We start from the raw sequence: 25,031 nt of genomic DNA on the forward strand, positions 1-25,031 counted from the left end.
ACTCCTACTATATAATCCCCTGTGAAAGTAAATAGTCATAGGACAATTTCATTAACATTGTCAGAGACATAGCGATAAACAAAAATCTCACTAGTCCTGCGCCTTTCACCATGGCTAACTTTGATCCCGCAGTAGCGCCAATAATTTGTCCCGCTGCAACTGCTAAACCATAGCCATAGTTCACTTGATCCATATAGATGAACACCATCAAGGACCCAAAGTTACTCACTGTATTTAGTACTTTGGCATTTCCTGATGCGCCTAAGAAATCATAACCCATAAACAAGAAATAGAATATTAAAAACACCCCTGTGCCAGGTCCAAGAAATCCATCATATAAGCCGATAACAATAGCCACTGCTACATAAGCAAGTAATTTCCATCCTGATTTACGTTCCACTTGTGCTATGGTACCCCAATCTTTTTTGGTAAGCACCACAATGAATACTGCCAACAATAATACAATAATCAGGGGTTTTAAAAATGTGCCTGGCACATAGACTGCTATATAGGCGCCTACCATAGAGATAAGCAGAGTGAATGGCATGATCCATTTCACTAATGTCCAATCTACCAATTTGTTTCTGGCGAAGTTAATCATTGCTGTGCCAGATCCAAAGACACTAGATAATTTATTGGTCCCTAAGCACATGGCCACCGGCATATTCGTCAACATCAAAGCAGGTAACGAAATCAACCCACCTCCACCTACAATAGAATCAATAAACCCCGCTAGGGCTCCTGCAAAAAATAGTATAATACCTATGAGTAAATCACCTTCCATAGTGTGAGCCCTCCTCTCTTATATACATCACTTTGATGTCTTATTGTATCTTCTAGTCCTCAATACGAGGCAAAATTTTATTATATCCATCGGCACCATAATTTAAGCACCGTTTCACACGGCTTATGGTCGCCGTACTAGCTCCTGTTAATTCTACAATTTGCTCATACCCTGTACCTGCTTTCAACAATCGTGCCACTTCTAAGCGTTGAGAGATTGATTTCAACTCTCCGATGGTACAAATATCTTCAAAAAATTCATAACATTCTTCTAGTGTTTCCAACGACAAGACTGCCCGAAATAACTGGTCATGCATTGGATTCTTAAGTTTTTGATTCAACCTTCTACTCCTTCATAATTCTATTCAGAATGTACTTTATTTCACTACCATTATACCATAGGAAATATCATACATATATCATTAATTCATTGTTCTTGTACAAAAAAATAGAGGTTAGTTGATACTCGTATATCAACTAACCTCTGTTGTATAATTGTTTGCTGATTCTTTTCACTTAGAACGCTGGGATAATAGATCCTTTGAATTCTTCTTGAATGAATTTACGTACTGGTTCAGATTGGTAAATGGACAATAATTTTTTATATGTTTCATTATTTACATCTTCTGTGCGAACAGCAATTACATTAGCATATGGAGAATCTGTGCTTTCCACTACAACAGCATCTTTTTGTGGGTTCAAACCTGCTGGAATTGCATAGTTTGTATTCACTGCTGCTACATCAACATCATTTAGGGAACGAGCAATTTGTGCCGCTTCTAATTCACGAATATCAATGTTTTTAGGATTGCTTGTAATATCTGCTACGGAAGATTTTACAGTGCCACCGTCTTTTAATGTAATCAAACCTGCTTGTTGTAATAATAGCAAGGCACGACCACCATTGGTAGGATCGTTAGGAATCGCTACAGTAGCGCCATTTGGCACATCTTTCAAATCTTTATATTTGTTAGAGTAAATTGCCATTGGTAATAAGATTGTTTTGCCGATAGATTGAATTTTCAAACCTTTATCTTTTACTGTATTATCCAAGAATGGTTGATGTTGGAAAGAGTTCACATTTAATTCTTTTTGATCTAAGGCAATATTCGGCTGAATATAATCGCTGAACTCAACGATTTCGATGTTCAATCCTTGTTTTGCTGCTTCACCTTTTACAAATTCCATAACTTTTGCATGAGGACCTGCTGTTACACCTACTTTAATTGGTGCATCTGCTGCTGGTTTTGCTTCTTCTTTACCACATCCTGCTAATAGTAACACTAAAGATGCAATGGCTAATAAGCCGACTAAAATACGCTTCATAATATCTCCTTTATTTTTTATTCACTTTACGGGATAAATAGTCACCTACACTTTGGATGACTTGTACTAATACAATTAAGATGATGATAGTGGCTAACATCACATCTCCTTGGAAACGTTGGTATCCATAGCGAATCGCAATATCCCCAAGACCGCCACCACCAATAGCACCTGCCATAGCAGAATAGCTAATTAAGTTAACGATTAGGACTGTAATATTATCGATTAATGTTGGTAACGCTTCTGGCAACAACACTTTCCAAATGATTTGTAATGGCGTCGCCCCCATAGATTGAGCTGCCTCAATAACACCACCATTCACTTCTTTGATCGCTGTTTCTACTAAACGAGCCAAGAATGGAATGGCCGCCAATGTCAATGGCACGCAAGCTGCAGTCGTACCAATAGATGTACCTGCTACTAATCGAGTAAATGGAATGATGGCTACCATTAAAATGATGAACGGAATGGAACGTGTGGCATTTACGATAGCACCTAGCACTTTATTCACCGCTTCATTTTGCATGATATGACCACGGCTGGTGATGACTAAAATTACGCCCAATGGAACACCTAATAGAACGGCTACTACAGTGGAAATCACCGTCATTTGTACAGTTTCTAAGAAACCTTGTAGCAATAAATTAATGATTTGCTGTGACATAACCGATCACCTCGCTTCCAATTGGTAAATTATGTAAGTAGTCGATAGCCGCTTCTGATTTAGCACGCTCCCCTTTTAATTCTACAATCAAATGACCAAAGCTCATATCTTGAATATAATCTACACCACCAAACAAGATACTTACATCTGTATCAAATTTACGGATAATGCTTGCCACTACAGGTTCATCTGTTACATTGCCTTTGAAAGTCAATCGTACAATCGGATTAGCCCCTTCTACCCAAGTTTCATTCAATGTTAAATGAGCAATGGCATCTTCTGGCAAGTCATGACGGATGATGGCAGACACGAATTCTTTCGTTGTGGCTTCTTTTGGTTCTGTAAATACATCCACTACAGGACCTTCTTCAATAATCGTACCACCTTCAATAACAGCTACACGATCACAAATCTCTTTGATAACATTCATTTCATGAGTAATCAAGACAATGGTCAAGTTTAATCGACGATTGATGTCTTTCAACAAGGCTAAAATAGATTTTGTTGTTTGTGGGTCAAGAGCTGACGTAGCTTCATCGCATAATAACACTTTTGGATTACTTGCTAAGGCACGGGCAATACCAACACGTTGTTTTTGACCACCGGATAATTGAGACGGATAGTTGTCTAAACGATCCGACAGTTTCACGATGTCTAGAATTGGTAAAATACGTTCTCTAATTTCTTCTTTTGACAATCCTTGCAATTCCAATGGAAATGCTACATTGTCGTACACTGTGCGGGATGAAAGTAAATTAAAGTGTTGGAAAATCATACCAATGTGTTTACGTTCTTCACGTAATTCTACTGTGTTCAACTTCGTTAAATCTACACCGTCCACAATAACGGATCCAGATGTAGGACGTTCCAACATATTGATACAGCGAATCAAGGTAGATTTACCGGCCCCAGATTGACCAATAACGCCAAAAATTTCGCCTTCTTCTATAGTTACATTAATTTCTTTCAAGGCTTCCACGCGGACAGCACCTTCATAGACTTTTCGAATCTGTTTAAGTTCTATCATGAAATCCTCTCCTTTTCAAACTAAATAAAAAAGAGCCCTCAGTAACCTAAGAGCTCTTGGGTATGCATAAATTGTACAATGTGAGTAGACAGACTGTCAATAATTCCCACTATACTACTTGCCTATCGTCTTTTATAGCTTAAATCTATAACTCCATATTTAGAGGTGCTTACTCTTTATAACAAACGTGCTCCCGCCTAGGTAGGGGCCCCTATGTTAACTCACTATATACTTATTATATAATGATGAAATACACTCCCTTACATACAATTCACATACTAGCTAGTCTTGTTTCTGTAGCTTAATACCACCACGTTTTGCAATAAAAGCAGCCAAGAAAATGCCGCAACTACCAGTAATCAGCTGTGGCCAGCCCATGCTGAACAAGATGCCTTTTTGCATCGCTTCAGGAATGCCCGGCATCAACTGGAATAAAGCCAAGAATAGTCCATAAAGAACTACACTCTTTACAATGGCCCCTGTAATTGCTGTCATCCATACACGTTTTGTTCCTAATACCTTTACAGTAATTGCATATGCCATGCTACCAATAGCCACCACAGGTACAAATAAAGGTATGGTCAACATACCTTGTAAAAATGCCATGAGAGGCGTTACACAAGCTACAACGAATCCACTCCACAAACCATAGCGCCAGGTAGCCAATGCCGTACAAGCACCTACGATGGAGCCTACTAAAAATTGCACTAAACCGTGCATAGGAATAATCATGCGAAGAAATCCTTGGCTTAGCAAAGCAATTGCTAAGAGTAAGGCACTTCCTGTTATCGTTTTGACTGACATTATGCTAACCCTTCTTCCATTAAATGTTGTAATTGTTCAGCTAATACTTTTGCTGCTTTACCTGGTTTACCATCACCTACAGGTTCACGATTCAAGGTGGTAATCGGAATAATGCCACCAATGGTATCGGTGAAGAAGATTTCGTCTGCATCTTTTAGGAAAGCTTCATCAAATTCACGCTCAATAATCGTAATCCCTGCTGTTGGTGCTACACGAGTTACCACTAACTGACGGGTGATACCCTTTAAAATATGATGGTTGGCTGGATGCGTATAACACACACCATCTTTCATCACAAATACATTAGATGTAGCCCCTTCTGTAACAATGCCATCACGCACTAAAATAGCTGTATAAGCACCTTTTTTCTCGGCTTTTGTTTGTGCCAAAATATTAGGAATTAAGTTTAGTGTTTTGATGTCTACACGAGCCCACCGTTCATCAGGCAAGGTAATGGCTTTTACACCTTCTTGCAAGGCCCCTAAATCCGTTGTAATCGGTTTAATAAACATATACATTTGCGGTTCTAATTTAGAACGCTCAAACGCATGATGACGTGGTGTTACCCCACGAGTAATCTGTAAGTAAATATATCCATCAGTAATTTCACTTTGTTCAATCATGATTTCGTGCAACTCTTGCAACTCATCAGGAGGCATGCGCACAGGAATATCCATTTCACGCATCGAACGATACAAGCGATCTTGATGATAGGAAAAGGCAAAAGCGCGACCATTATACACCCGCACTACCTCGTATACACCATCACCAAAACAATATCCTCTATCATCAAGACTAACCACCTTAGCGCCAGACTCTACCATCTCGCCATTAAAATATGTTAATTCTTTCATAGTAACACCTCATAGTATACATACGAATCAAGTATTATCTTCATTATAGTACAGACAAGTATAAAATTCTACACCTTTTACATCAAATCTCCTGTAGAAGCAAACAATCTACCACTAACGCAAACTAAGCAACGCGCAAGTTTGCAAATAACGTCCCTCCACCTGAGGAACGCGTTTACGAGTAGCAGACTTGTGGCGTTCCTCACTGCCTAAATCACACAAACACAAGAAGAGCACAGCGTGTTCCGGAGCAAACCTAACCACTGTATCAGTTTGTGGAGGAATATGCCGTGCTCTTCCCATCCCCTGAGGAACGCAGTTACAAGTAGCAGCCTTGTGGCATTCCTTATTACCTAAATCACACAAACACAAGAAGAGCACGGCGTGCCTCGAACAAACATTATGAAATACCGTTTGAGAGAGGTATGCCGTGCTCTTCCCTTTGCTTATTAAGTTAAAAACGCCACAGGCTGCATAGTATTACAAGAAACGACTTACTTGCCTAATACATAAGCCCGTACTTGTTTCGGCAATGTTTCTAATCCTTTTGTCACTCCAAAAGACAAGATGACTGCGCTCACATACATAAGCACGACTGTCGTTGTTGTATATCCTAATCCGCCGATTTGCAAAACTTTATCTAACAGAATCAACATAAATGGATGCACCAAATAAATACCATAGGACGCATTTCCCAATTCTGTCCAAAAGGTTTCCACTATGTCACTCATAGATGACACGGTGAACGCCCACACAAAAAAGATACAACCCATACCTGTATACACCAATCCTTGAGGACTTAGCTGATGCACTGTGTAGATAGCCTCTAATCGAGTATATCCCCACTCTGCCATTACATAGTAATAGGAGCCTAACATAGCCACTAAGGACAGGATAAATCCCACTGTGATACCGAAACCATGGGCATCAATCCATTCTAGCATCGCATCAAATCGTTCTGCAAGGAGCCCGCCTAGTAGGAAAATCCATATATAAAATCCTACAAAATAATTGAGGCGCATGCTAAAGATATACTGCAACCATTCTTGCGAAAATTGTACAGAGCCTGCCATATAAGAGGACCAATAATTCACTGCCATTTGCACAAAAAACAATATAGTCATCAGCACTATGGGAGCTTTCAGTATAGACCGTAGGGCCCATCGCCAAAGTGGCATCAAAGCGTAAAACCAAAGAAGTATGACTAGAAAATACAGGTGATACATACCATTTCCAAAAAGTAGAGTCAACCCTAACACATGTGGCATCAGTCCCCATGCGTTATGAGCTAATACCGCATTGTAGGCCGTATATAGGATAGTCCACACAATATAGGGATAGAGCACCACCTGCGTGCGACGGCGCAAAAAGTCAGAATAAGAAAAATCATCCTCCACCGATGTATGATAGAACAACCCGAAGGCAGACAAGAAGAAAAAGGCAGGCACTGTAAAGCGAGACACAATTTCTAACAGTCCTAATAGATGTATATTAATCGTAGGGTTCGCTAATGCATAGGACCCTACATGGATACCGATCACACCTAACATACATAGTCCCCGCATATAGGTAATGGCCGGTATAGCTGGTTTTCTCATAATTCCTCCAAAAAAGAGGGGCTACGCCCCTCTCTCCTTGTATTGTATTACCTTATTGAGCCTTTTGTTTTGCTTTTGCAGCTGCTGCGTCTGCTTTTGCTTTATTAGCTCTTGCCTCTGCTTCCGCTTTTGCTTTTGCCTCAGCTTCTGCTTTAGCTCTTGCTTCTGCTTCACGGCGTAAACGCAACTCTTTTTGTAACGGAGCTACAGGTTCACGATACACGGTAATATCTGTTTCGAATAATCGTCCCCATGGGAATCGAGCGGATACAGTGCGTGGATCCAACTTTAAATAAGTCGCTGCAAAGTCTTGCACTCGCTCACCCATATAACTTTCCAAAGTTTCATTTAAGGTTCCTGTATATTTCACATTATCTGTACGAATGGAATCTTGCATACGATACACATCTTTACGAATATTTGCTTGGTATGCCCAATTATCCAAATATTGTTGTGTCAACATATTTCGATGACTTTGATCATCCATATGCACTCCTAAAATACCCTGTGCTATGGCATAGCCAATAGTATTACTTGCCGTATTCCATCCATTATAAGCACTAACTTTATACAGTAAATCCCGTTGATACAATCCATAGACCAATGTATTATCCGATCCATTGGAATAGGCAATATCTGCAATACTAACAGGTACTCCTTGATTCATAGCTGCTTGAATATGGTCTAAAAATTCATTGGTACTTCTAGAAATCATAGGGAAGTTTTCAAAAGCTTCTGACTCACCTGTCACTGTACCTAATGGCGTATTTACCGCTAGTAACACAGATGGTTTTCCTTTAGTTTTCATCGTGCCACCTACGGCCACTACATGTTCAGCAATTGTTTTTTCTACTTTTTGGTCCTCATAATGCGGTACTGTCTCACCACCACCACCTAATGGATAAATAACCTCAAATGTCGGCGTCAAGTGATTGCGATCCACATGGTCACGAGCGATTAATAACAATCCTAATTGATCTGCTCCTGGGAAACTACCATATTGCGTAGGGGAAAGTCCTTTACTATATTTTTGTAAATAACGACCTTCCATAGCCGATTGAGATAAACTACTAGTATCGTCATGACCTAATGCAAAATATTTAAATACACCTTTTTTAGTGATATCAATTAATTGACGATTAATTTCCATATTTTTTTGACGACGATGGAACCAGTCCTGTAAAAATTCCACTGGCACCGTAGCTTGCAACATGAACAACTCTTTTTGTTCATCTGCCGTCAATTTTTGACTGTCCAATTTATCTTGTAAAGCAGCAATACGGAAAATAGTCGGACCATATTGATCATAATAGGCTGGCTCCACACCGCCACCACTAGCACGAGGAGAGCGCATCACCGTACCAAATGCATACATTGGTATATTAGGATATTTTTTGTGCAAATCTTCAATATGATGCACTCGATATTCCAAGGTATGTAAATCTAAATTGTGTTTTCTAGAATCTACAAGGCCTCCATAGATTAAAGAGTCTGTACTTAACACAAGCACATCTGCTTTACTAATATTCTCATCAACCCACTTCCAAATGGCTTCTGCATTTCCTTGAAAGTTACGACCTGAAATATAATATTGAGGTGGTGTTAACACCGTATATCCTGCATCTTGAGCCGTAGCCACCGTATAGGCTAAACTCACGGGGCGGTCATCTTGTGGTACATAGAGTACTGTCGTAGCCTCTGCAGTGCTCGCATGGCTCAATACCGCAGTTGCCACCGCTGTAGCCATAATCGCAAACTTATGTCGCCATTGTTGTTTTCTCATGTTTTATATATCTCCTATTTTATAGTATTCTTTGCTTATTATCTTGATTAGTCATATGTAAATTATCGATGAATCCGATCAATACGCGGCAGATTCCAATGATATTCAATGGCTATCATGCGAATGATAAAAACGATAAGGAATGTCACATAGGATGCCACTATTTGATGTCCTATACCATACACTACGAAGTAGGCAATCCCACCTAATAAAGCTGGCAAGGCATACACTTCTTCTTTCAACACACTCGGCGTGCGATGTGCTAAAATATCTCGGATAATACCGCCACCCACAGCTGTAATTCCACCTAACACAACGGTGAGCACCAAGTTAGTTGGATCTGTAGCTATCCCAATAGTCGCTCCTGTCACTGTAAACGAAGCCAAACCTAAAGCATCTGCTATCAGATACACTTTCGTCGCACCTTTACCTTCAATATAACGATTCCAGCCATAACGATACATGATAAACATGATCCCAACCGTAATTAACGTGATAGAAATATATAAGCCCGTTTGCAAAGATGTGGGCGGTATGCGTCCTACCATAACATCTCGTACAATCCCACCGCCAATAGCAGTTACCAGCGCCAAAATCAGTATACCAAAAATATCCATACGCCGTTGAATCCCCAAAAGTGCGCCAGAAATCGCAAAGGCAATTGTTCCAATAATGTCAAATAATAACCATAAAAAATCCATACAAAGCCTCCTCATACGGAATTATTGTACCATTCTTTTGAGCAAGATACTAGACATTTTATAAAGCGAAAAGGACGGTTGTATCCGCCCTTTTTTATTACCCTCATGATGAGGAATTTTACACTCTATTCCAGAGTTATAAGTATCTTGTCACAAAATACAATGATATAACAATAAAAGCGTCTATGCAGTGCATAAACGCTTTTAAACCTTGGCGGAGAGAGAGGGATTTGAACCCTCGGTACGGTATCACCGCACACATGATTTCCAATCATGCTCCTTAAGCCGCTCGGACACCTCTCCAAGTGAATACTTAACTATTATAAACCACTAAATATATTCCGTCAAGCACTTTTTTCTCCCCCGTGAGGAACACCATGTCGCGTAGAACGTCGCGTAGAACGTCCCGTGGCACTGTAATTACCTAAATAGCACAAACACTAGAAAAGCGCCGCATGTTCCAGAGCAAACCTAACCACTGTATCAGTTTGTGGAGGAATGCCATTAGGTGTAGTAGCCTTGTGGCATTTTTTACACCTAAATCACAAAAATGCAAGAAGAGCACGGTGTACCCCCATCCCGTGAGGAACGCCATGTCGCGTAGAACGTTCCGTGGCACTGTAATTACCTAAATAGCACAAACGCTAGAAAAGCGCCGCATGTTCCGGAACAAACCTAACCACTGTATCAGTTTGTGGAGGAATGTGCGGCGATTTTCCCTTACACTAACAATAAAGAGCCACGGACAGAATAGCAACACAAGAGACGATTTAGCGAGGCAAGTACCCCAAATGCTGCAGCAATATTTTCACTCCAATCAGGATCAATATAACGCCCCCAGCCATTTCCGCTCTTTCACGGAATGCTTTCATCATATGGTACCCACTAAATATGCCCACCAGACATACTAAGAAGGTAATCACACCAATGGTAACTGACGTAGTGAGTACATCCGCATGTAATAAGGCAATAGTGACTCCCACTGCCAATGCATCGATACTAGTGGCAATGGACAACGCTAACATTTCTTTCCAATCCACCTTTGTTTTATCTTCTTCCTCATCGTTGAGAGAGGCACGAATCATATTAATACCCAAATAGCCTAAGGTAATAAAAATAACCCAGTGGTCCCACTCATCAAAGTTCTGCGAAAACTGAGCTCCTACGGCTGCCCCTATAATAGGCATCATGCATTGAAAGGCGCCAAATAGAAATGCTAATAATACTTTCTTATAAGTAGGATCATCTTTCATTTGTGATGATTTACAAATAGAAACCGCAAAGGCATCCATGGCAAGACCTACCGACAAAATCAATATTTCAAGGTATGACACAAGTCCCTCCTGCAAATAACAACAAAAGTGCTTGGCAATCCCAAGCACTTTTTCTTAAAAACATTACATTTCATATAGAGAACTGTAATTGTTTTTAGTACTAATTTTATTATTATACATCACATAAGGCTAATAGGGAATAGGCTTCTAATCCCATTGTGGTATCATTTTCAATCTGTATAGTTCTTTGCAACTCTGCACGTAACGATTCCAATACTTGTTTTGTAAAGAATTGCCCCACATCTGGATGCACCACAATGGATACATCCGTTTTTAATCGACCAAATCGATACAATTCCCGCAGACGTCGTAAGATTTGCAAATACACAGTTTCTCCTTTTAGTACATGTCCAGTACCACCACAACTGGAACAAGTATCAAAGAGGATAGATGGAATACTTTGGCGCTCCCGTTTCCGTGTCAACTCCAACAAACCTAAGGAAGTAATACCACATACGACGGTTTTAATAGGATCCTTTTTCACTAAGTGGTTCATCAACTGTACTAGTTCTTCCATATCCTGTTTAGGCATATCTATAAAATCGCAAATGATGATTCCCCCAAGATTTCGCAATCGCAATTGTCTGGCAATCATATGGGCCGCTTCTTGATTCACACGTTTTGCCACCTGTCCCACTTGTTCATTCTTACCACTGTAATGAGCAGAGTTTACATCAATCACAGTGAGTGCCTCTGTTTGATCAATCTGTAAGGAACCACCAGAGGGTAGATCAATACGATGATTTAAAAGAGCATCAATCTGTTCTTCAATACCATGCGTTTTAAAAATATCTTCCTTCTGATTCCAAAAGCTGACTTCTACAGGCTTACCAAACCGTCCTGCACCTAATAATTGTTGCAACTCTTCATAAGCAGCTGCATCATCCACCATAATAGAACCTACCGTAGGTCCTACATAGTCTCGGATCACACGATACCATAGGTTGGCGTCTCCATAGATTTCCGTTCCATTCTGTGCTACCTTATAGCGCTTTTGCAAGTGTTCCCAAGTCTGATGTAAATAGGCCATATCACGAGCAATTTCTTCTTCACTAGCACCCATAGCTGCGGTGCGCAAAATAAATCCTACACCTCGCTCTAAATAAGGTTGCGCCATATCTTTCAAAGACTGACGCAACTCTGGGTCTGTAATCTTTTTAGAAATATGAATCTGTTGATCTTGTGGCAATAATACCATATAGTGACCAGCCAAACTAACATCAGTAGTGACACGAGCGCTTTTTCCCAGCATGGCGTCCTTCACAACTTGAACTAATAAGACTTCCCCTACATGTACTTTTTTCTGTTTCCCTTGTTCTTGTAGGTTTAGGTACACATTTTGCCCGATGCCAATGTCGAGGAAAGCTGCACTCATGCCAGGTAGAACATTTTTCACTACCCCTTTATACATATGATTTACGCGATTCGATAGCTGTGGTCGTTCATATATAATTTGTTGTAAATCCCCTGTCTCATCCACAATGGCAAGACGGGTTTCCTCTTTCATCACATTGGCATATAATCGATTCATAGTCTCTCCTTATTCCACTTCTAGAGGCGTAATACAAGCCCCATCCGTTTCAATCAAAATCGCTTCACGGTGAATAGAATAACTATCTGTTACGGGCCAACCGTATTGCTCTTTACCCAATTTCCACATATCCCCTGGCTTCATAGTCCCTTCTGGATATACGCCAATAGCCATACGAATTGTTACCATGTCTCCGTCTACCTTTGCTACCAAGGGTTCTTTAATGAAATGTTTCACATCAATCATTCTTGTTTTCTTCGGTGTTACTTTTTCATATAATACTTCATTTGCACTATTAAAAGGTTCCAGCAACTGTTCCCAATTTGCGTGTTCTACAGCCGGGCCTGTCACCTCATAGACAGCATAATTGCATATGGCCATCATTTTTTTCACTTTATCCGGCATGAATCGTCCATCCAACACTTCTAAGCCTTTTGGCGCTGATTGTGAAAGTCGGCTCATCAATTCTTCTAATGACCCTTCTTCTAAGACATCCATATCACAATATTCAGCACTAGCCGTAATACCCAAGGCAAGGGCAGAGGAAAAACTAATCTTCATATGTGGATTAAATCCCTCAGAATAAGCCATTTTAATCCCACTACGACGAATCATACGCTCTATGGCGGAGGCATAATCTAAATGGGATAAAAAGCGAAGTTCTTCTCCCTTATGTAAGGCCAAACGTAACTTTCTCAACACGTCCACCCTCCTTATAATCAATAATTGGTGTGCCTAGCTCTGGACAAGCATTACAGCCATTACATGGCTTACGACGGCAATCCCACGTCAACGTGCCTTCTACAGCACGCTCCCATTCACGTTGTAAAAAGGCTTTACTTACGGTGTCATCAATATGTTCCCAAGGCAATGCCTCTTCAAAGCTACGGTCACGGCGAGCATAATAATCTGGATCAATATTCGTGTCTTTGAAAGCCTGCATCCAGGTATCGTATTTAAAATACTCTGTCCAGCCATCAAATTTACAGCCATGCTTCCATGCCTCTATGACGGATGGCGCTAATCGTCTATCTCCACGAGCAAAGATAGCCTCTAAATACCCTGTATGTCCATCATGATAATGATAGGAAATATTCCGATTGTTGATAAGAGATTTTAAATATCTCTGTTTACGATGAATTTCCTCTACATCTTGTTGACCATACCATTGGTAAGGGGAGTGTGTTTTCGGTACGAAGAAAGAACAACTCACTGTCACCTTGCCATTGCGTTTGCATGTAATATCTCGGTGCAAATCTAATACTTTATAAGCTAAGTCAGCAATGCCTGCTACGTCTTCATCGGTTTCCGTCGGTAAGCCCATCATAAAGTATAATTTCACTGTGTTCCAACCAGATTTGAAAGCATTTTCACAAGCTGCCATCAAATCTTCTTCACTAACACCTTTGTTAATCACATCACGCATACGCTGAGAGCCTGCTTCTGGAGCAAAGGTTAAGCCACTTTTACGCACTTGCTGCACTTTTTTTGCAATATCAATAGAAAATGCGTCAATACGCAAAGATGGTAGACTAACACTGACTTGTTTATCTTTAAATTCTTCCATCAGCATATCTACTAATTCTGGCAATTTAGAATAATCTGCAGAACTTAGAGACATTAAAGAAATTTCATTATATCCGGTATTGGCGATAATATCCTTTGCCATTTGTAATAACCGTTCCGGCGTTCTTTCACGAACAGGACGATATAACATACCAGCTTGGCAGAAACGACAGCCTCGCAAACAACCACGGAATAATTCTAATACAGCCCGATCATGGACTACGTCTAAATATGGCACAATAGGTGCTGTCGGATAATAGGAGTGTTCTACATCTTCTACGATACGTTTTTTTACAACTGCCGGCGCTTCCTCTGCCAAAATTTTTAACCCTTTAAAATGACCGTCCTCTGTGTATTCTGGCTCATATAAAGCAGGTACATAGGTCCCTTCAATTAAGGCTGCTTTGCGCAAGAATGCCCCTTTACCGCCTGGAAAACCTTTCGCTTTTTCTGTTTTAAATAGTTCTACAAATTCCACAAGCCATTCTTCCGATTCACCGATAGACACGATGTCAAAAAAATCTGCAATAGGCTCAATATTATATACACAAGGTCCCCCTGCTAATAGCAATGGGAAAGACATATCTCGATCTTTGCTATAGAAAGGGATCTCTGCCATATCCAGCATATTCAAGATGTTGGTATAGCTCATTTCATATTGCAATGTAAATCCCAATAGATCAAATTCGCGAATTGGCGTTTTGGTTTCCAAAGAAAATAAAGGAATCTTACGGTCTCGCATTTCCTTTTCCATGTCGTGCCAAGGCGCAAAGACACGCTCAGCCACCACATCTTGACGTTCATTTAACAAACCATATAAAATTTTTATTCCTAAGTGGCTCATACTTACTTCATATACATCAGGAAATGCCAAGGCCATTGTCACATCCACTGTACTGTGGTCTTTTACAATGCTATTCCATTCCCCTCCGGTATAGCGAGCCGGTTTTTCCACATGTTGTAACCATGATGGATCTAAGTGAATCATACAACCTCACTAGAGGCATAAGCCTCATTTCTAACAATTAAAACATGCGTTTTTTCTGACGCATTACTATATTCAATAATAAACCTATACTCAATAAATTGGTGGTCAAAGCACTAACACCATAACTGATGAAAGGCAATGGGATTCCTGTTACTGGCATAATACCTGTCGTCATACCTACATTGACTAAGACTTCAAACAAAAACATAGACCCAATACCTGTAGCAATTAGCATACCAAAGGGATCTACTGATCGTTTGGCAATTAAAAAGCTACGATATACAACCACTAACAATAATCCTAAGACCACACAACACCCAAGAAGACCCAATTCTTCTCCGACCACGGAGAAAATAAAATCTGTATGGTTTTCTGGTAAAAAGTTCAGCTGGCTTTGGGTTCCTTCAAAAAGGCCTTTTCCAAATAGCAAACCTGAACCGATTGCAATTTTAGATTGGATAATATGATATCCGGCTCCAAATGGGTCTACATTGGGATTTAAAAATACCATAATCCGTTGTTTTTGATACTCTTGCAAAACAAACCAACTTAGCGGAGCTAATGCCACCATGGTACCTACCATAATCTGCACTAATCGCATTCGAATACCACTAACAAAAAGCATGCCTGCCAAAATAGCCACATACACTAAGGATGTTCCTAAGTCAGGTTGCTTAAATACTAGTAGTGCTGGAATTCCTAAAAACAAGAATACTGGTAACAGTTCTCTAAAGGAATTTAATTTTTCTACCCGACTTTCCAACATATTGGCAAGGCTAATGATCATCATCAGTTTTGTAAACTCTGATGGTTGGATAGTAATCGGACCAATCTGAATCCAGCGCTGCGCACCCAGTGCTGATGTACCCACGATCATAACAGCCAATAACATGAGGATGGTAGCTGCATAAATCCATTTAGCATAGGGACGCAAACGCTCATAATCTAGCCATTGTAGACCTACAATGGCTATGATATTTAATCCAAAAAATAGTAATTGCTTTGATACCAGTCCCGTTAGTTGTAAACCTTCGCGATTCACATGCGTAGCACTACCAATCACAATGCATCCTATGATGATAAGGCTAATCGTAGACAGCATCAAAATCCAATCCCATTCTCGTATAATTCTCTGCCACATAGTATACTCCTAGTCTACTTTTTGCTCTTTTATAGAAGATGTGCCCGTTTTGGAATCACCTTTTTTCCCGTTCACTGGTGCAACAACCGGTTTAGGAATATGAAAATATTCTTCTAAAATCGGACGTACAATAGAGCCGGCTGAGCTAGATCCAAAGCCACCTTGCTCCACAAGAGCTACCACAACAATACGGGGTTTGTCATAAGGTGCATAGGCGACGAACCAACCGTGGTCAGTACCAGTAGCATTCTCTGCAGTTCCTGTTTTACCAGCTACTGCTAGGGATAATCCTTTAAAAATTTCCCCTGCTGTACCACCTTCCAACGTTACATCTCTAAGACCATTACGAACAATATCCATAACTGCTTTAGACACTTGTAAAACGCCTAGCTTCTTAGGTCCAAAGATTTCTTCTGGCGTTCCATCTGCATTATCAATGCGGCTCACCACATACGGTTGGTAACGAATCCCTCCATTGGCAATTTCAGACATAACCACTGCCATCTGTATAGGCGTGACTAAGGTAAAAGACTGACCTATAGCAGCATCAAAAGTTTCCCCTAAATACCAATCTTGATTAAATACTTTCCTCTTATATTCTGGACTAGCTAAGTTACCACGACCCTCATCATAGAGCTTAATACCTGTCTTTTCTCCTAATCCAAAGATTTTAGCATATTTATCAATATTTTCTATACCTAAGCGATTACCCATTTCATAGAAATACACATTATCAGATTTGGCTAAGGCTTTATTAAAGTCAAGCCAGCCCAAGGCTTCTCCCTCTGCATTTCGCTTATCAATTAACCAGTGTTTACCACTATCGTAAATCATTTCATTAGGAGTTACTTTTTTCAATTCTAATGCAGCTGCGCCAGTAATAATTTTAAAAGGAGATCCTGGTGGATATTCACCAGTAACTACTTTATTTTCAAAAGGATGATTCGCATCAGTATTGAGTTGGTTCCATTGTTCTGTGGTAATCCCTTTGGCAAACCAATTCGGATTAAATCCTGGGGCACTAACCATCGCCAATACAGCTCCTGTATTAGGATCTAGGGCCACAACGGCAGCACCCTTTGCAGGAATACCTTGTGACCTAAGAGTAGCTAATTGATCATACACAGCTTTTTCAGCCACTTTTTGCAAATTCAAATCAATTGTTAAATGAATATTTCGCCCTGGTACTGTATGTTTACGCCCTACTTCTTCAACAGGTCGTCCGCTGGCATCTACCTCTACTTGACGACCACCATCAACACCACGCAAGACAGAGTCATACATTTTCTCAAGGCCCGATCTTCCTAAAATCGTACCCGCTCCAATAGGGCCTCCAGAATTTGTGCCTTCTAATTCTGCTTGCTTTACTTTTGCCAATTCTTCTTCGCTCACTTCTCCTACATAGCCCAATAGTTGAGATGCCATCGTATCATGAGGGTAATAGCGAAGTGGTTCTACATCTACTGTAATACCTGGTAATTCGTGACGATGTTCTTCAATTTTTGTGACCTTATCTAAGGTTACATCACTAGCTAATCTAATTGGTTCATAACCACCTTTATGAGCTTCTATTTTATCTGCTAAGGTTTTCATTGGCACTTGCAAATAAGCAGCCAATTGTTCTAACACTTTTGGATCTGCCTGTTTTCCAGTTGGCAACATAGATACCATATAAGCAGGTCGTGAGCCGACGATAATTTGACCATTTCGATCATACATCAACCCTCTAGTAGCCGTCATAGATAAGATACGTAACCGGTTCCCCTCTGCTTTTCCACGGTAATAATCACCTTCAATAGCTTGTAAGTAAAATACACGTCCTAATAAAACAGCAAAAACGAGGATGACTATAGTTAACAACACATCAAAGCGTGTAGTTTTTTTCTTTTTATATAGTGCTTTTAACATAGCCTCTCCTTTCTACCACATGTATTCATCTTTTTCTTCCCAGCGCCATACTAGTTTGTGCACTAAGATTCCCACTAAGGCATCAATACCTATCGAAGGAATGCCATGATTCCAAATATAGGTGGTCAATATAATAGGCTCCTGCACAATCCACAATAAGCCTATTTGCACTAGCATCACTAACGCCGCTCCTATTCCAATCCACCCAGCACTGGCATACCATTGTTCTTCATAAATAGTCAAATGTATAGACCCTAAGGCATAACTCACTGCGGCATAGGATACCACATGTAATCCAAAATAATTACCAATCATCACATCCTGGACAATACCCCCTACAACAGCTAATAGCAGTCCAGAGGAACGTCCTTTCAGTATAGTAACGACTAAAGCAATATCTAGCAACAAATGAGGTGCCCAAGAGTAGGGAAACCATCTAGGTACGACTAAAGATTGGATAATAATCACACCTACTAACATCAATGTCCAGGCAAATCGCTTCATTGTTGCACCGTCCCTTTAGCACCTTCTACTTGATCTCGTTGCGTGCGAGGAATCAATTTTGGCTCTAATTTTGGCGTTTCTGGTCGCGCTGTAAAGGATTTGGTAATGACGAATACTTCTTCTAAACTTTGAAAGTCTACCGTAGGCTCAATGATTGCATGTTTCACAAAACCTTCTTCATCAGTCACAATATCTTTCACATGACCTAATAATAATCCCTTTGGATACATACCTCCAAACCCTGAAGTTACAATTGTATCGCCTTTTAGCACATCACCATTTAAGGCAATGTTCACCATTTGTGGCTCCATAGGGCGATTCCCATTCCCTTTCAGTATAGATGCAATTCTAGATTCTGGTCGTTGCACGATAACACCAGTAGCAGATCTTGGATCTAATATACTTTGTACCCGTGCAGAATGTTCATATACATCTGACACAAAGCCTACGACCCCGCGGGGAGCAATGACTGCCATATTTGGCTCTACCCCATCTGCACGGCCTCTACTAATAGTGAATGTATCCGTCCAAGCCCCTCTATCACGAGTCACTACAGAGGCTGCTAATAAAGCAAATTGAGGTTGTTCTCCTTTAAATTGTAACAATTGGCGTAAACGAATATTCTCTGCCACCAATTCGTCATAGGCCACTTGCTTTTGCTCTAATTCTGCATTGCGTTCCTCTATATCAGACATATCTTTCACACGTAGAATACCATCATCAATAATCGCTATCCCCGTATGTATTCCTTCTAAGAAACGACTAGCTCCATAGGTAAATGGGGCCATCAAATTTTCTAGAGTTACTGTTACCACTGGAACTTGTGTTCTTTGTTTCCACACATATCCAAAAACACCTAGTACAGTACAAAGAATGACGATCATAGTCAACCATTTGCGTTCAGATTGTTGCATTAAGATCGCCCCTTTCGTAATTTACTTGCCACTAACAATCGTTCTAAACGTTGCACATCTGCGGCAGCTCTTCCTAAACCAAGTGCCACCGTATCGCCGGGCGTATCTGCAATGCGTACAGGAATGCCTAGCTCCTCTTGGATGTGGCGGTCTAACCCTTCAAGTAAGGACGTACCTCCCGTAAGGAGCATGCCACTTTCCATAATATCTGCCACTAATTCAGGTGGTGTTTTTTCCAAAATACTGCGTATAACAGCCACCATATCTGCAATAGGTTGTCGCAAAATTTCATAGACTTCACTTTTACGAATCATACAGCGTTTGGTGAGTCCCGTTTCAGAGTGACGACCTACGATAGTGTATTCCCCTTCGATAGATGGAGCGATCGCACAACCAAGAGTTTGCTTAATGTCTTCCACTGTTTCATCGGATACCATAATAGAAAACTCATTACGTATATAATGGTAAATGGCTTCGTTTAATTCATTACCACCAATCCGTGATGTGCGGCTCGCTACTTTACCACCCATGGATAAAATAGCTACATCCGTAGTACTACCGCCAATATCGACAGCCATACTACCACGGGCCTCAAAGATAGGAAGCCCTGCACCAATCGCTGCTGCTACTGGACTTTCCAGCAAATGAGCTTCCCGAGCTCCCGCCTGAATAATAGCATCTGTCATCGCTCTTCGCTCTACATCGGTAATCCCACAAGGTACTGCCATGACGACACGAGATCTACGAACCGCCTTGGACGCTTTGTTCATAAAATACTTTAACATGGACAACACAATACGATAGTCCACAATAAAGCCCTCTTTCAGAGGACTCATAGGGGCTAATGTTTCTGGATTACGCAATAACAAGCGTTGTGCATCTTCCCCAACGGTGACGATATTCTCTTGCTTTGCATCCGTTGCCACGATGGATGGTTCTGATACAACCACCCCTCGACCTTCCACAAAAATATGCGTATGAAAGGTCCCAATATCTATTCCTAAATCTCTTCCTAATGAAGAAAATAATTTCATCGAATCTCTCCTTATAAAGAATTCCGTATTCTATTAATTGTAACATACTTTAAGGAGATTATAAATAAAAAAGCCAGCAGTTCCTAAGTTCTACTGGCTTTCAGTCTATTTACTTTATTCCCACTCAATAGTAGCTGGTGGTTTACTTGTAATATCGTACACGATACGGTTAATGTGATTTACTTCGTTCACGATGCGGCGGGAGATAGTATCCAATACATCGTAAGGGATACGCGCCCAATCAGCTGTCATAAAGTCAGTTGTAGTTACACCGCGCAATGCCAATGTGTAATCATAGGTACGGAAGTCACCCATAACACCTACTGTGCGTGTGCTTGTTAACACAGCAAAGTATTGGTTAATAGAACGATCTAAACCAGCTTTTGCAATTTCATCGCGGAAGATGTAATCCGCATCACGCAATACATCTAGTTTATCTTTTGTCACTTCACCCATGACACGAATCGCAAGACCTGGTCCTGGGAATGGTTGACGCCATACTAGGTAATCTGCCAAACCAAGTTCAGCACCTAATTGACGAACTTCGTCTTTGAACAAGTTGCGAAGTGGTTCGATTAAGCCTTTGAAATCTACTACTGCAGGCAACCCACCTACATTGTGATGAGATTTAATGACTTCTGCTTCGCCAGTGCCAGACTCGATTACATCTGGGTAGATCGTACCTTGTGCTAAGTAATCAACGGAACCAATTTTACGACCTTCATCTTCGAAGACACGGATAAATTCTTCACCAATAGCTTTACGTTTCGCTTCTGGATCTTCAAGACCTGCTAATTTTGTTAAGAAACGTTCTTCTGCATCCACACGAATGAAGTGCATACCAGAATCTTTGAACGCCGCTTCTACTTCGTCACCTTCGTTTTTACGCATCAAACCATGGTCAACGAAGATACAAGTTAATTGGTCCCCTACAGCTTTGGAGATTAACGCCGCTGCTACGGAGCTATCCACACCACCAGATAATGCCAATAATACTTTGCCATCACCTACTGTATTGCGAATCTCTTCAATAGCAGTTTTTGCATAGTTTGCCATCGTCCATTGGCCTGTGCATCCACATACTTCATACAAGAAGTTGTGCAACATTTCTTTACCATGTTCTGTATGCAACACTTCTGCATGGTATTGCATAGCATATAAACGACGCTCTTCGTTTTGCATAGCTGCTACAGGGCAATCTTTTGTATGTGCCACGATTTTGAAACCTTCTGGCACTTTTGCCACATAATCCACATGGCTCATCCATACGATTTCTTCTTCTGAAAGTCCTTTAAATAATGGTGAGGACACGTCCACATGAGTTGGAGTTTTACCAAATTCACGTGTTTCCGCAGACGTTACATGACCACCTAATGTATGTGCCATAAATTGCATACCATAGCACATACCCAATACTGGAATGCCAAGTTCAAATACTTCCGCTTCCATTTTGGGAGCACTGTCTTCGTATACGCTAGCAGGACCACCTGTGAAGATGATACCTTTTGGCTGTAATTCTTTAATTTTTTCTAATGCTTTATTGTATGGATATACCTCACAATACACATTATTTTCACGTACACGACGCGCGATCAGTTGGTTATATTGACCACCAAAGTCAACGACAACAACCATCTCTTTTTGTTCCATTCTGTCCTCCCACAATCTTCTGTTTATAACTTCAATATAAACACTATATATTAAATATTATACCCTATGCACTAAGTTTTGACTAGAATCGGAAGTCACGTTCTCCCTCTTCCATTTGCGCAATATAAGCTTTGGATTTTTCTTTCACTAGATCATTTTTAATGGAGTCTAATTGCACGTCGATAACAGCCGCACCAACAGCTTTTGTTTCCTCATCTGCATAGTCTAGTAAATACTCTTTCAATGTCATCAACGCATTCGGTTGACAGCAGTTGGAAATTTGTCCACTCTTAGCCAGTGCCATAAAGCGGTCACCTGTACGTCCTTCACGGTAGCAAGCCGTACAGAAACTTGGTACATATCCTAATTGCAATAACCATTCCACAATTTCATCCAAGGAACGGCGGTCACTCGTATCAAATTGAGCAGAATTTTCTTCTTCTGGTTCTTCTTCTACATAGCCACCGACAGATGTACGAGACCCTCCAGAAATTTGCGAGATACCTAAGGCTAAACCACGTTCACGCATAGCTTGACTTTCACGAGTAGACATAATCATACCTGCATACGGTGCAGACACACGAATCAAAGCTACGATTTTTTCAAAAATATCGTCTGGTACAGCATTACTGAAATCATCTACATCGATATCATCAGCTGGACAAATTCGAGGCACACTGATAGTATGCGGACCTACCCCAAACTTCGCTTCTAAATGTTCTGCATGCATCAACAAGCCTACGAAGTCATATTTATAGTGTTCCAATCCATAAAGGACGCCAATGCCCACGTCATCAATACCTGCTTCCATAGCGCGATCCATAGCCGTTGTATGGTATGCATAATCGCTCTTAGGGCCTGTTGGATGAAGGGCTTCATAGTTTTCTTTATTATATGTTTCTTGGAACAATGTGTACGTACCAATACCTGCCTCATGTAATTTTCGATAATCTTCTACTTCACACGCCGCAATATTGACATTGACACGACGAATTTCTCCATTATCTTTTTTAATAGAGTAAATTGTTTCGATACATTCCAAAATATATTCTAATGGATTTTCCAATGGATGTTCGCCAGATTCAATAACAATCCGTTTATGCCCCATGGCTTCTAAGGCCATCACTTCTTCACGGACTTGATCTTGGTTTAATTTTTTGCGAGTAATGGTTTTATTTTTTGCATGGTATGGGCAGTAGACACAACCATTGATGCAATAGTTTGATAAATACAAAGGAGCAAATAATACAATACGATTGCCATAAATCGCTTGTTTAATCTCTTTTGCTAAAGCAAATAATTTTTCCTTATATTCTGGCAAAGGACATTCTAACAGTACCATCGCCTCACGGTGGTTTAATCCTACACGAGTTTTTGCCTTTTCTAATATAGCATCCAATAAAGGACGGTTTTCCTTATTTTCTTCTGCATATTGTAAAGTGGCTAGAATCTCTTCATGATTAATAAATTCTTCCGCCTTGGAAGAGCGTACATCATACATAGTAAACTCCTTTTCTACTGACTTAGTAGATCTATGATAGCCTACATCTTTCTAGGCTTTATCCTAACATAAGCACTATACCGATTTTATTAGATATAGCCTTTCTTTTATTATACTCCACTTATGAATTGATGTATATAAAATTAGTGTACATTATGAAAGCAAATATTAATACTATGTATGCATAAACAGAAATATACATCTATTCATTTGTTCATTTTGAAAGTTTACTGCCTCATGCAAACAAAAAAAGCCACCAGATATTACTATCTAGTGACCTTTCATATGTGTTATGATTAAGCTTCTACAGGGTATACAGAAACTTTACGGTTATAACGACCAGCACGTTCAAATGCTACACGGCCAGGAACCAATGCAAACAAAGTATCATCTTTGCCGATACCTACGTTAGCGCCTGGATGGAAATGTGTACCACGTTGACGAACTAGGATGTTACCACTTTTTACAGTAGAACCGTCATGGCATTTAACTCCAAGACGTTTGGACTCGGAATCACGACCATTTTTTGTACTGGAAGCACCTTTTTTAGATGCGAATAGTTGTAATTGGATATTGAATAACATGTAGTTCACCTCCTATTGTTCACTCACTCTAACAAAATCACTATATTGATCCGCCACATTCTTGATACCAAGAAGCATCGTTTCTAATATAGTTTGTCCTCTTTCAGTAACAGGTTCTGAAAGTAGGATATGTAACTCACCGTCTTCTATTTGGTACTCCATGGATTGCTTAGCTACCTCATGAAGACCTAAGATCGATGTCTGTGAAAGCATGGATATAGCGGCACATACAATATCTTCTCCGTAGGGACCTGCTTCAGCATGTCCTCGAAAATGACATTCTATGATTTGCCCAAATCGATTACGTTTCACATCAATGTGAGTCATGATACTTACGCCTCGATTTTTTCGATGCGAACTTTAGTGAATGGTTGGCGATGGCCTTGACGACGACGATAGTTGGATTTCGCTTTGTATTTGAAAACCAAGATCTTTTTCGCTTTACCATGTTCAAGTACTGTACCAGTAACTTTTGCACCGTCCACAAGTGGTGTACCAACTTTAACATCACCGTCTTTAACTACAGTTACAACTTCGTCAAAAGAAACAGTTCCTTCAGCTGCTACATCCAATTTTTCAATAGTGATTACATCGCCTTCGGAAACGCGATATTGTTTACCACCAGTTTTAATAATTGCGTACATTATGACACCTCCTTGTATTCGTACTCGCTGAATGCGGTTATCTAGCCGAAGCCAAATATTATTGACCTCTTCATGCGGCTTGCAATAGTTGGGCGTACCCAAACTATGACTCAATTATTATACATGACAAGCACCGCTTATGTCAACGAAAGAAACCTCTTTTCTATCTATATTTTTGAAAGAAACCTTTCC

24 protein-coding genes and 1 tRNA gene are annotated in these 25,031 nt (G+C 40.3%); all 25 read right to left on the minus strand.

Annotation, left to right across the window (positions count from 1 at the left end; genetic code table 11):
* Nucleotides 1-7 precede the first annotated feature (7 nt).
* Nucleotides 8-784 (minus strand): TSUP family transporter, encoded by a 777-nt coding sequence (locus EO111_RS00635; RefSeq protein ID WP_126940529.1) that lies wholly within the window; start codon nucleotides 782-784, stop codon nucleotides 8-10.
* A gap of 52 nt (nucleotides 785-836) precedes the next feature.
* The gene (locus EO111_RS00640; protein ID WP_127010328.1) at nucleotides 837-1,100 is read right to left on the minus strand and encodes a YerC/YecD family TrpR-related protein; all 264 of its coding nucleotides are present in this window, start codon (nucleotides 1,098-1,100) and stop codon (nucleotides 837-839) included.
* A gap of 199 nt (nucleotides 1,101-1,299) precedes the next feature.
* Entirely contained in the window at nucleotides 1,300-2,109 is an 810-nt protein-coding gene (locus EO111_RS00645) for a MetQ/NlpA family ABC transporter substrate-binding protein (protein WP_052847057.1), read from the minus strand.
* A 10-nt stretch (nucleotides 2,110-2,119) separates the two neighbouring features.
* The gene (locus EO111_RS00650) at nucleotides 2,120-2,773 is read right to left on the minus strand and encodes a methionine ABC transporter permease (RefSeq protein ID WP_126940530.1); all 654 of its coding nucleotides are present in this window, start codon (nucleotides 2,771-2,773) and stop codon (nucleotides 2,120-2,122) included.
* The gene (locus EO111_RS00655) at nucleotides 2,754-3,800 is read right to left on the minus strand and encodes a methionine ABC transporter ATP-binding protein (RefSeq protein WP_062401334.1); all 1,047 of its coding nucleotides are present in this window, start codon (nucleotides 3,798-3,800) and stop codon (nucleotides 2,754-2,756) included. The genes EO111_RS00650 and EO111_RS00655 overlap by 20 nt, the downstream gene beginning before the upstream one ends.
* Before the next feature lie 282 nt (nucleotides 3,801-4,082).
* Nucleotides 4,083-4,604, minus strand: coding sequence for an ECF transporter S component (locus tag EO111_RS00660; protein ID WP_009352874.1), 522 nt, complete (start codon nucleotides 4,602-4,604; stop codon nucleotides 4,083-4,085).
* Nucleotides 4,604-5,458, minus strand: coding sequence for a D-amino-acid transaminase (gene dat / locus EO111_RS00665; RefSeq protein WP_009352893.1), 855 nt, complete (start codon nucleotides 5,456-5,458; stop codon nucleotides 4,604-4,606). The genes EO111_RS00660 and dat overlap by 1 nt, the downstream gene beginning before the upstream one ends.
* Nucleotides 5,459-5,952: 494 nt before the next feature.
* The gene (locus EO111_RS00670) at nucleotides 5,953-7,056 is read right to left on the minus strand and encodes an acyltransferase (protein ID WP_127010198.1); all 1,104 of its coding nucleotides are present in this window, start codon (nucleotides 7,054-7,056) and stop codon (nucleotides 5,953-5,955) included.
* A 52-nt stretch (nucleotides 7,057-7,108) separates the two neighbouring features.
* Entirely contained in the window at nucleotides 7,109-8,839 is a 1,731-nt protein-coding gene (locus EO111_RS00675) for a DUF4127 family protein (RefSeq protein WP_206168565.1), read from the minus strand.
* 62 nt (nucleotides 8,840-8,901) lie between these two features.
* Nucleotides 8,902-9,540 carry a trimeric intracellular cation channel family protein gene (locus tag EO111_RS00680; RefSeq protein ID WP_126940533.1) on the minus strand — a complete coding sequence of 213 codons (639 nt, stop codon included), beginning with the start codon at nucleotides 9,538-9,540 and terminating at the stop codon, nucleotides 8,902-8,904.
* 212 nt (nucleotides 9,541-9,752) lie between these two features.
* Nucleotides 9,753-9,843, minus strand: a tRNA-Ser gene (locus EO111_RS00685).
* A 467-nt stretch (nucleotides 9,844-10,310) separates the two neighbouring features.
* Nucleotides 10,311-10,874 (minus strand): manganese efflux pump MntP family protein, encoded by a 564-nt coding sequence (locus EO111_RS00690; protein ID WP_127010199.1) that lies wholly within the window; start codon nucleotides 10,872-10,874, stop codon nucleotides 10,311-10,313.
* A 112-nt stretch (nucleotides 10,875-10,986) separates the two neighbouring features.
* Nucleotides 10,987-12,405 carry an Rne/Rng family ribonuclease gene (locus EO111_RS00695; RefSeq protein ID WP_127010200.1) on the minus strand — a complete coding sequence of 473 codons (1,419 nt, stop codon included), beginning with the start codon at nucleotides 12,403-12,405 and terminating at the stop codon, nucleotides 10,987-10,989.
* Between the two features lie 9 nt (nucleotides 12,406-12,414).
* Nucleotides 12,415-13,104 (minus strand): TIGR03936 family radical SAM-associated protein, encoded by a 690-nt coding sequence (locus tag EO111_RS00700; RefSeq protein ID WP_127010332.1) that lies wholly within the window; start codon nucleotides 13,102-13,104, stop codon nucleotides 12,415-12,417.
* Nucleotides 13,076-14,959 (minus strand): TIGR03960 family B12-binding radical SAM protein, encoded by a 1,884-nt coding sequence (locus tag EO111_RS00705; protein ID WP_127010201.1) that lies wholly within the window; start codon nucleotides 14,957-14,959, stop codon nucleotides 13,076-13,078. The genes EO111_RS00700 and EO111_RS00705 overlap by 29 nt, the downstream gene beginning before the upstream one ends.
* A gap of 37 nt (nucleotides 14,960-14,996) precedes the next feature.
* Nucleotides 14,997-16,100, minus strand: coding sequence for a rod shape-determining protein RodA (gene rodA / locus EO111_RS00710; RefSeq protein WP_127010202.1), 1,104 nt, complete (start codon nucleotides 16,098-16,100; stop codon nucleotides 14,997-14,999).
* A 9-nt stretch (nucleotides 16,101-16,109) separates the two neighbouring features.
* Nucleotides 16,110-18,008, minus strand: coding sequence for a penicillin-binding protein 2 (gene mrdA, locus EO111_RS00715; protein ID WP_127010203.1), 1,899 nt, complete (start codon nucleotides 18,006-18,008; stop codon nucleotides 16,110-16,112).
* Nucleotides 18,009-18,020: 12 nt separating this feature from the next.
* Nucleotides 18,021-18,512 carry a rod shape-determining protein MreD gene (gene mreD / locus EO111_RS00720; protein ID WP_127010204.1) on the minus strand — a complete coding sequence of 164 codons (492 nt, stop codon included), beginning with the start codon at nucleotides 18,510-18,512 and terminating at the stop codon, nucleotides 18,021-18,023.
* A complete protein-coding gene (mreC, locus tag EO111_RS00725) occupies nucleotides 18,509-19,426 on the minus strand; it encodes a rod shape-determining protein MreC (protein WP_009352838.1) in 918 nt (305 codons plus the stop codon). The genes mreD and mreC overlap by 4 nt, the downstream gene beginning before the upstream one ends.
* A complete protein-coding gene (locus EO111_RS00730; protein ID WP_127010205.1) occupies nucleotides 19,426-20,460 on the minus strand; it encodes a rod shape-determining protein in 1,035 nt (344 codons plus the stop codon). Before EO111_RS00730 ends, mreC begins: the two co-directional genes overlap by 1 nt.
* A 114-nt stretch (nucleotides 20,461-20,574) precedes the next feature.
* Entirely contained in the window at nucleotides 20,575-22,110 is a 1,536-nt protein-coding gene (guaA, locus tag EO111_RS00735; RefSeq protein WP_126940540.1) for a glutamine-hydrolyzing GMP synthase, read from the minus strand.
* A gap of 82 nt (nucleotides 22,111-22,192) precedes the next feature.
* Complete coding sequence (gene hydG / locus EO111_RS00740) at nucleotides 22,193-23,611, minus strand: [FeFe] hydrogenase H-cluster radical SAM maturase HydG (protein ID WP_127010206.1); 1,419 nt, start codon at nucleotides 23,609-23,611, stop codon at nucleotides 22,193-22,195.
* A gap of 296 nt (nucleotides 23,612-23,907) precedes the next feature.
* Nucleotides 23,908-24,195 carry a 50S ribosomal protein L27 gene (rpmA, locus tag EO111_RS00745; RefSeq protein WP_009353004.1) on the minus strand — a complete coding sequence of 96 codons (288 nt, stop codon included), beginning with the start codon at nucleotides 24,193-24,195 and terminating at the stop codon, nucleotides 23,908-23,910.
* 12 nt (nucleotides 24,196-24,207) lie between these two features.
* Nucleotides 24,208-24,522: a ribosomal-processing cysteine protease Prp gene (locus EO111_RS00750; RefSeq protein WP_127010207.1), complete on the minus strand. Its 315-nt coding sequence runs from the start codon at nucleotides 24,520-24,522 to the stop codon at nucleotides 24,208-24,210.
* A gap of 5 nt (nucleotides 24,523-24,527) precedes the next feature.
* Nucleotides 24,528-24,839, minus strand: a complete 312-nt coding sequence (gene rplU, locus EO111_RS00755; protein WP_009352881.1) for a 50S ribosomal protein L21 — start codon at nucleotides 24,837-24,839, stop codon at nucleotides 24,528-24,530.
* Between the last annotated feature and the right edge of the window lie 192 nt (nucleotides 24,840-25,031).

Origin of the sequence: Veillonella sp. CHU594 (genome assembly GCF_003992265.1) — a bacterium.
GTDB lineage: Bacteria > Bacillota > Negativicutes > Veillonellales > Veillonellaceae > F0422.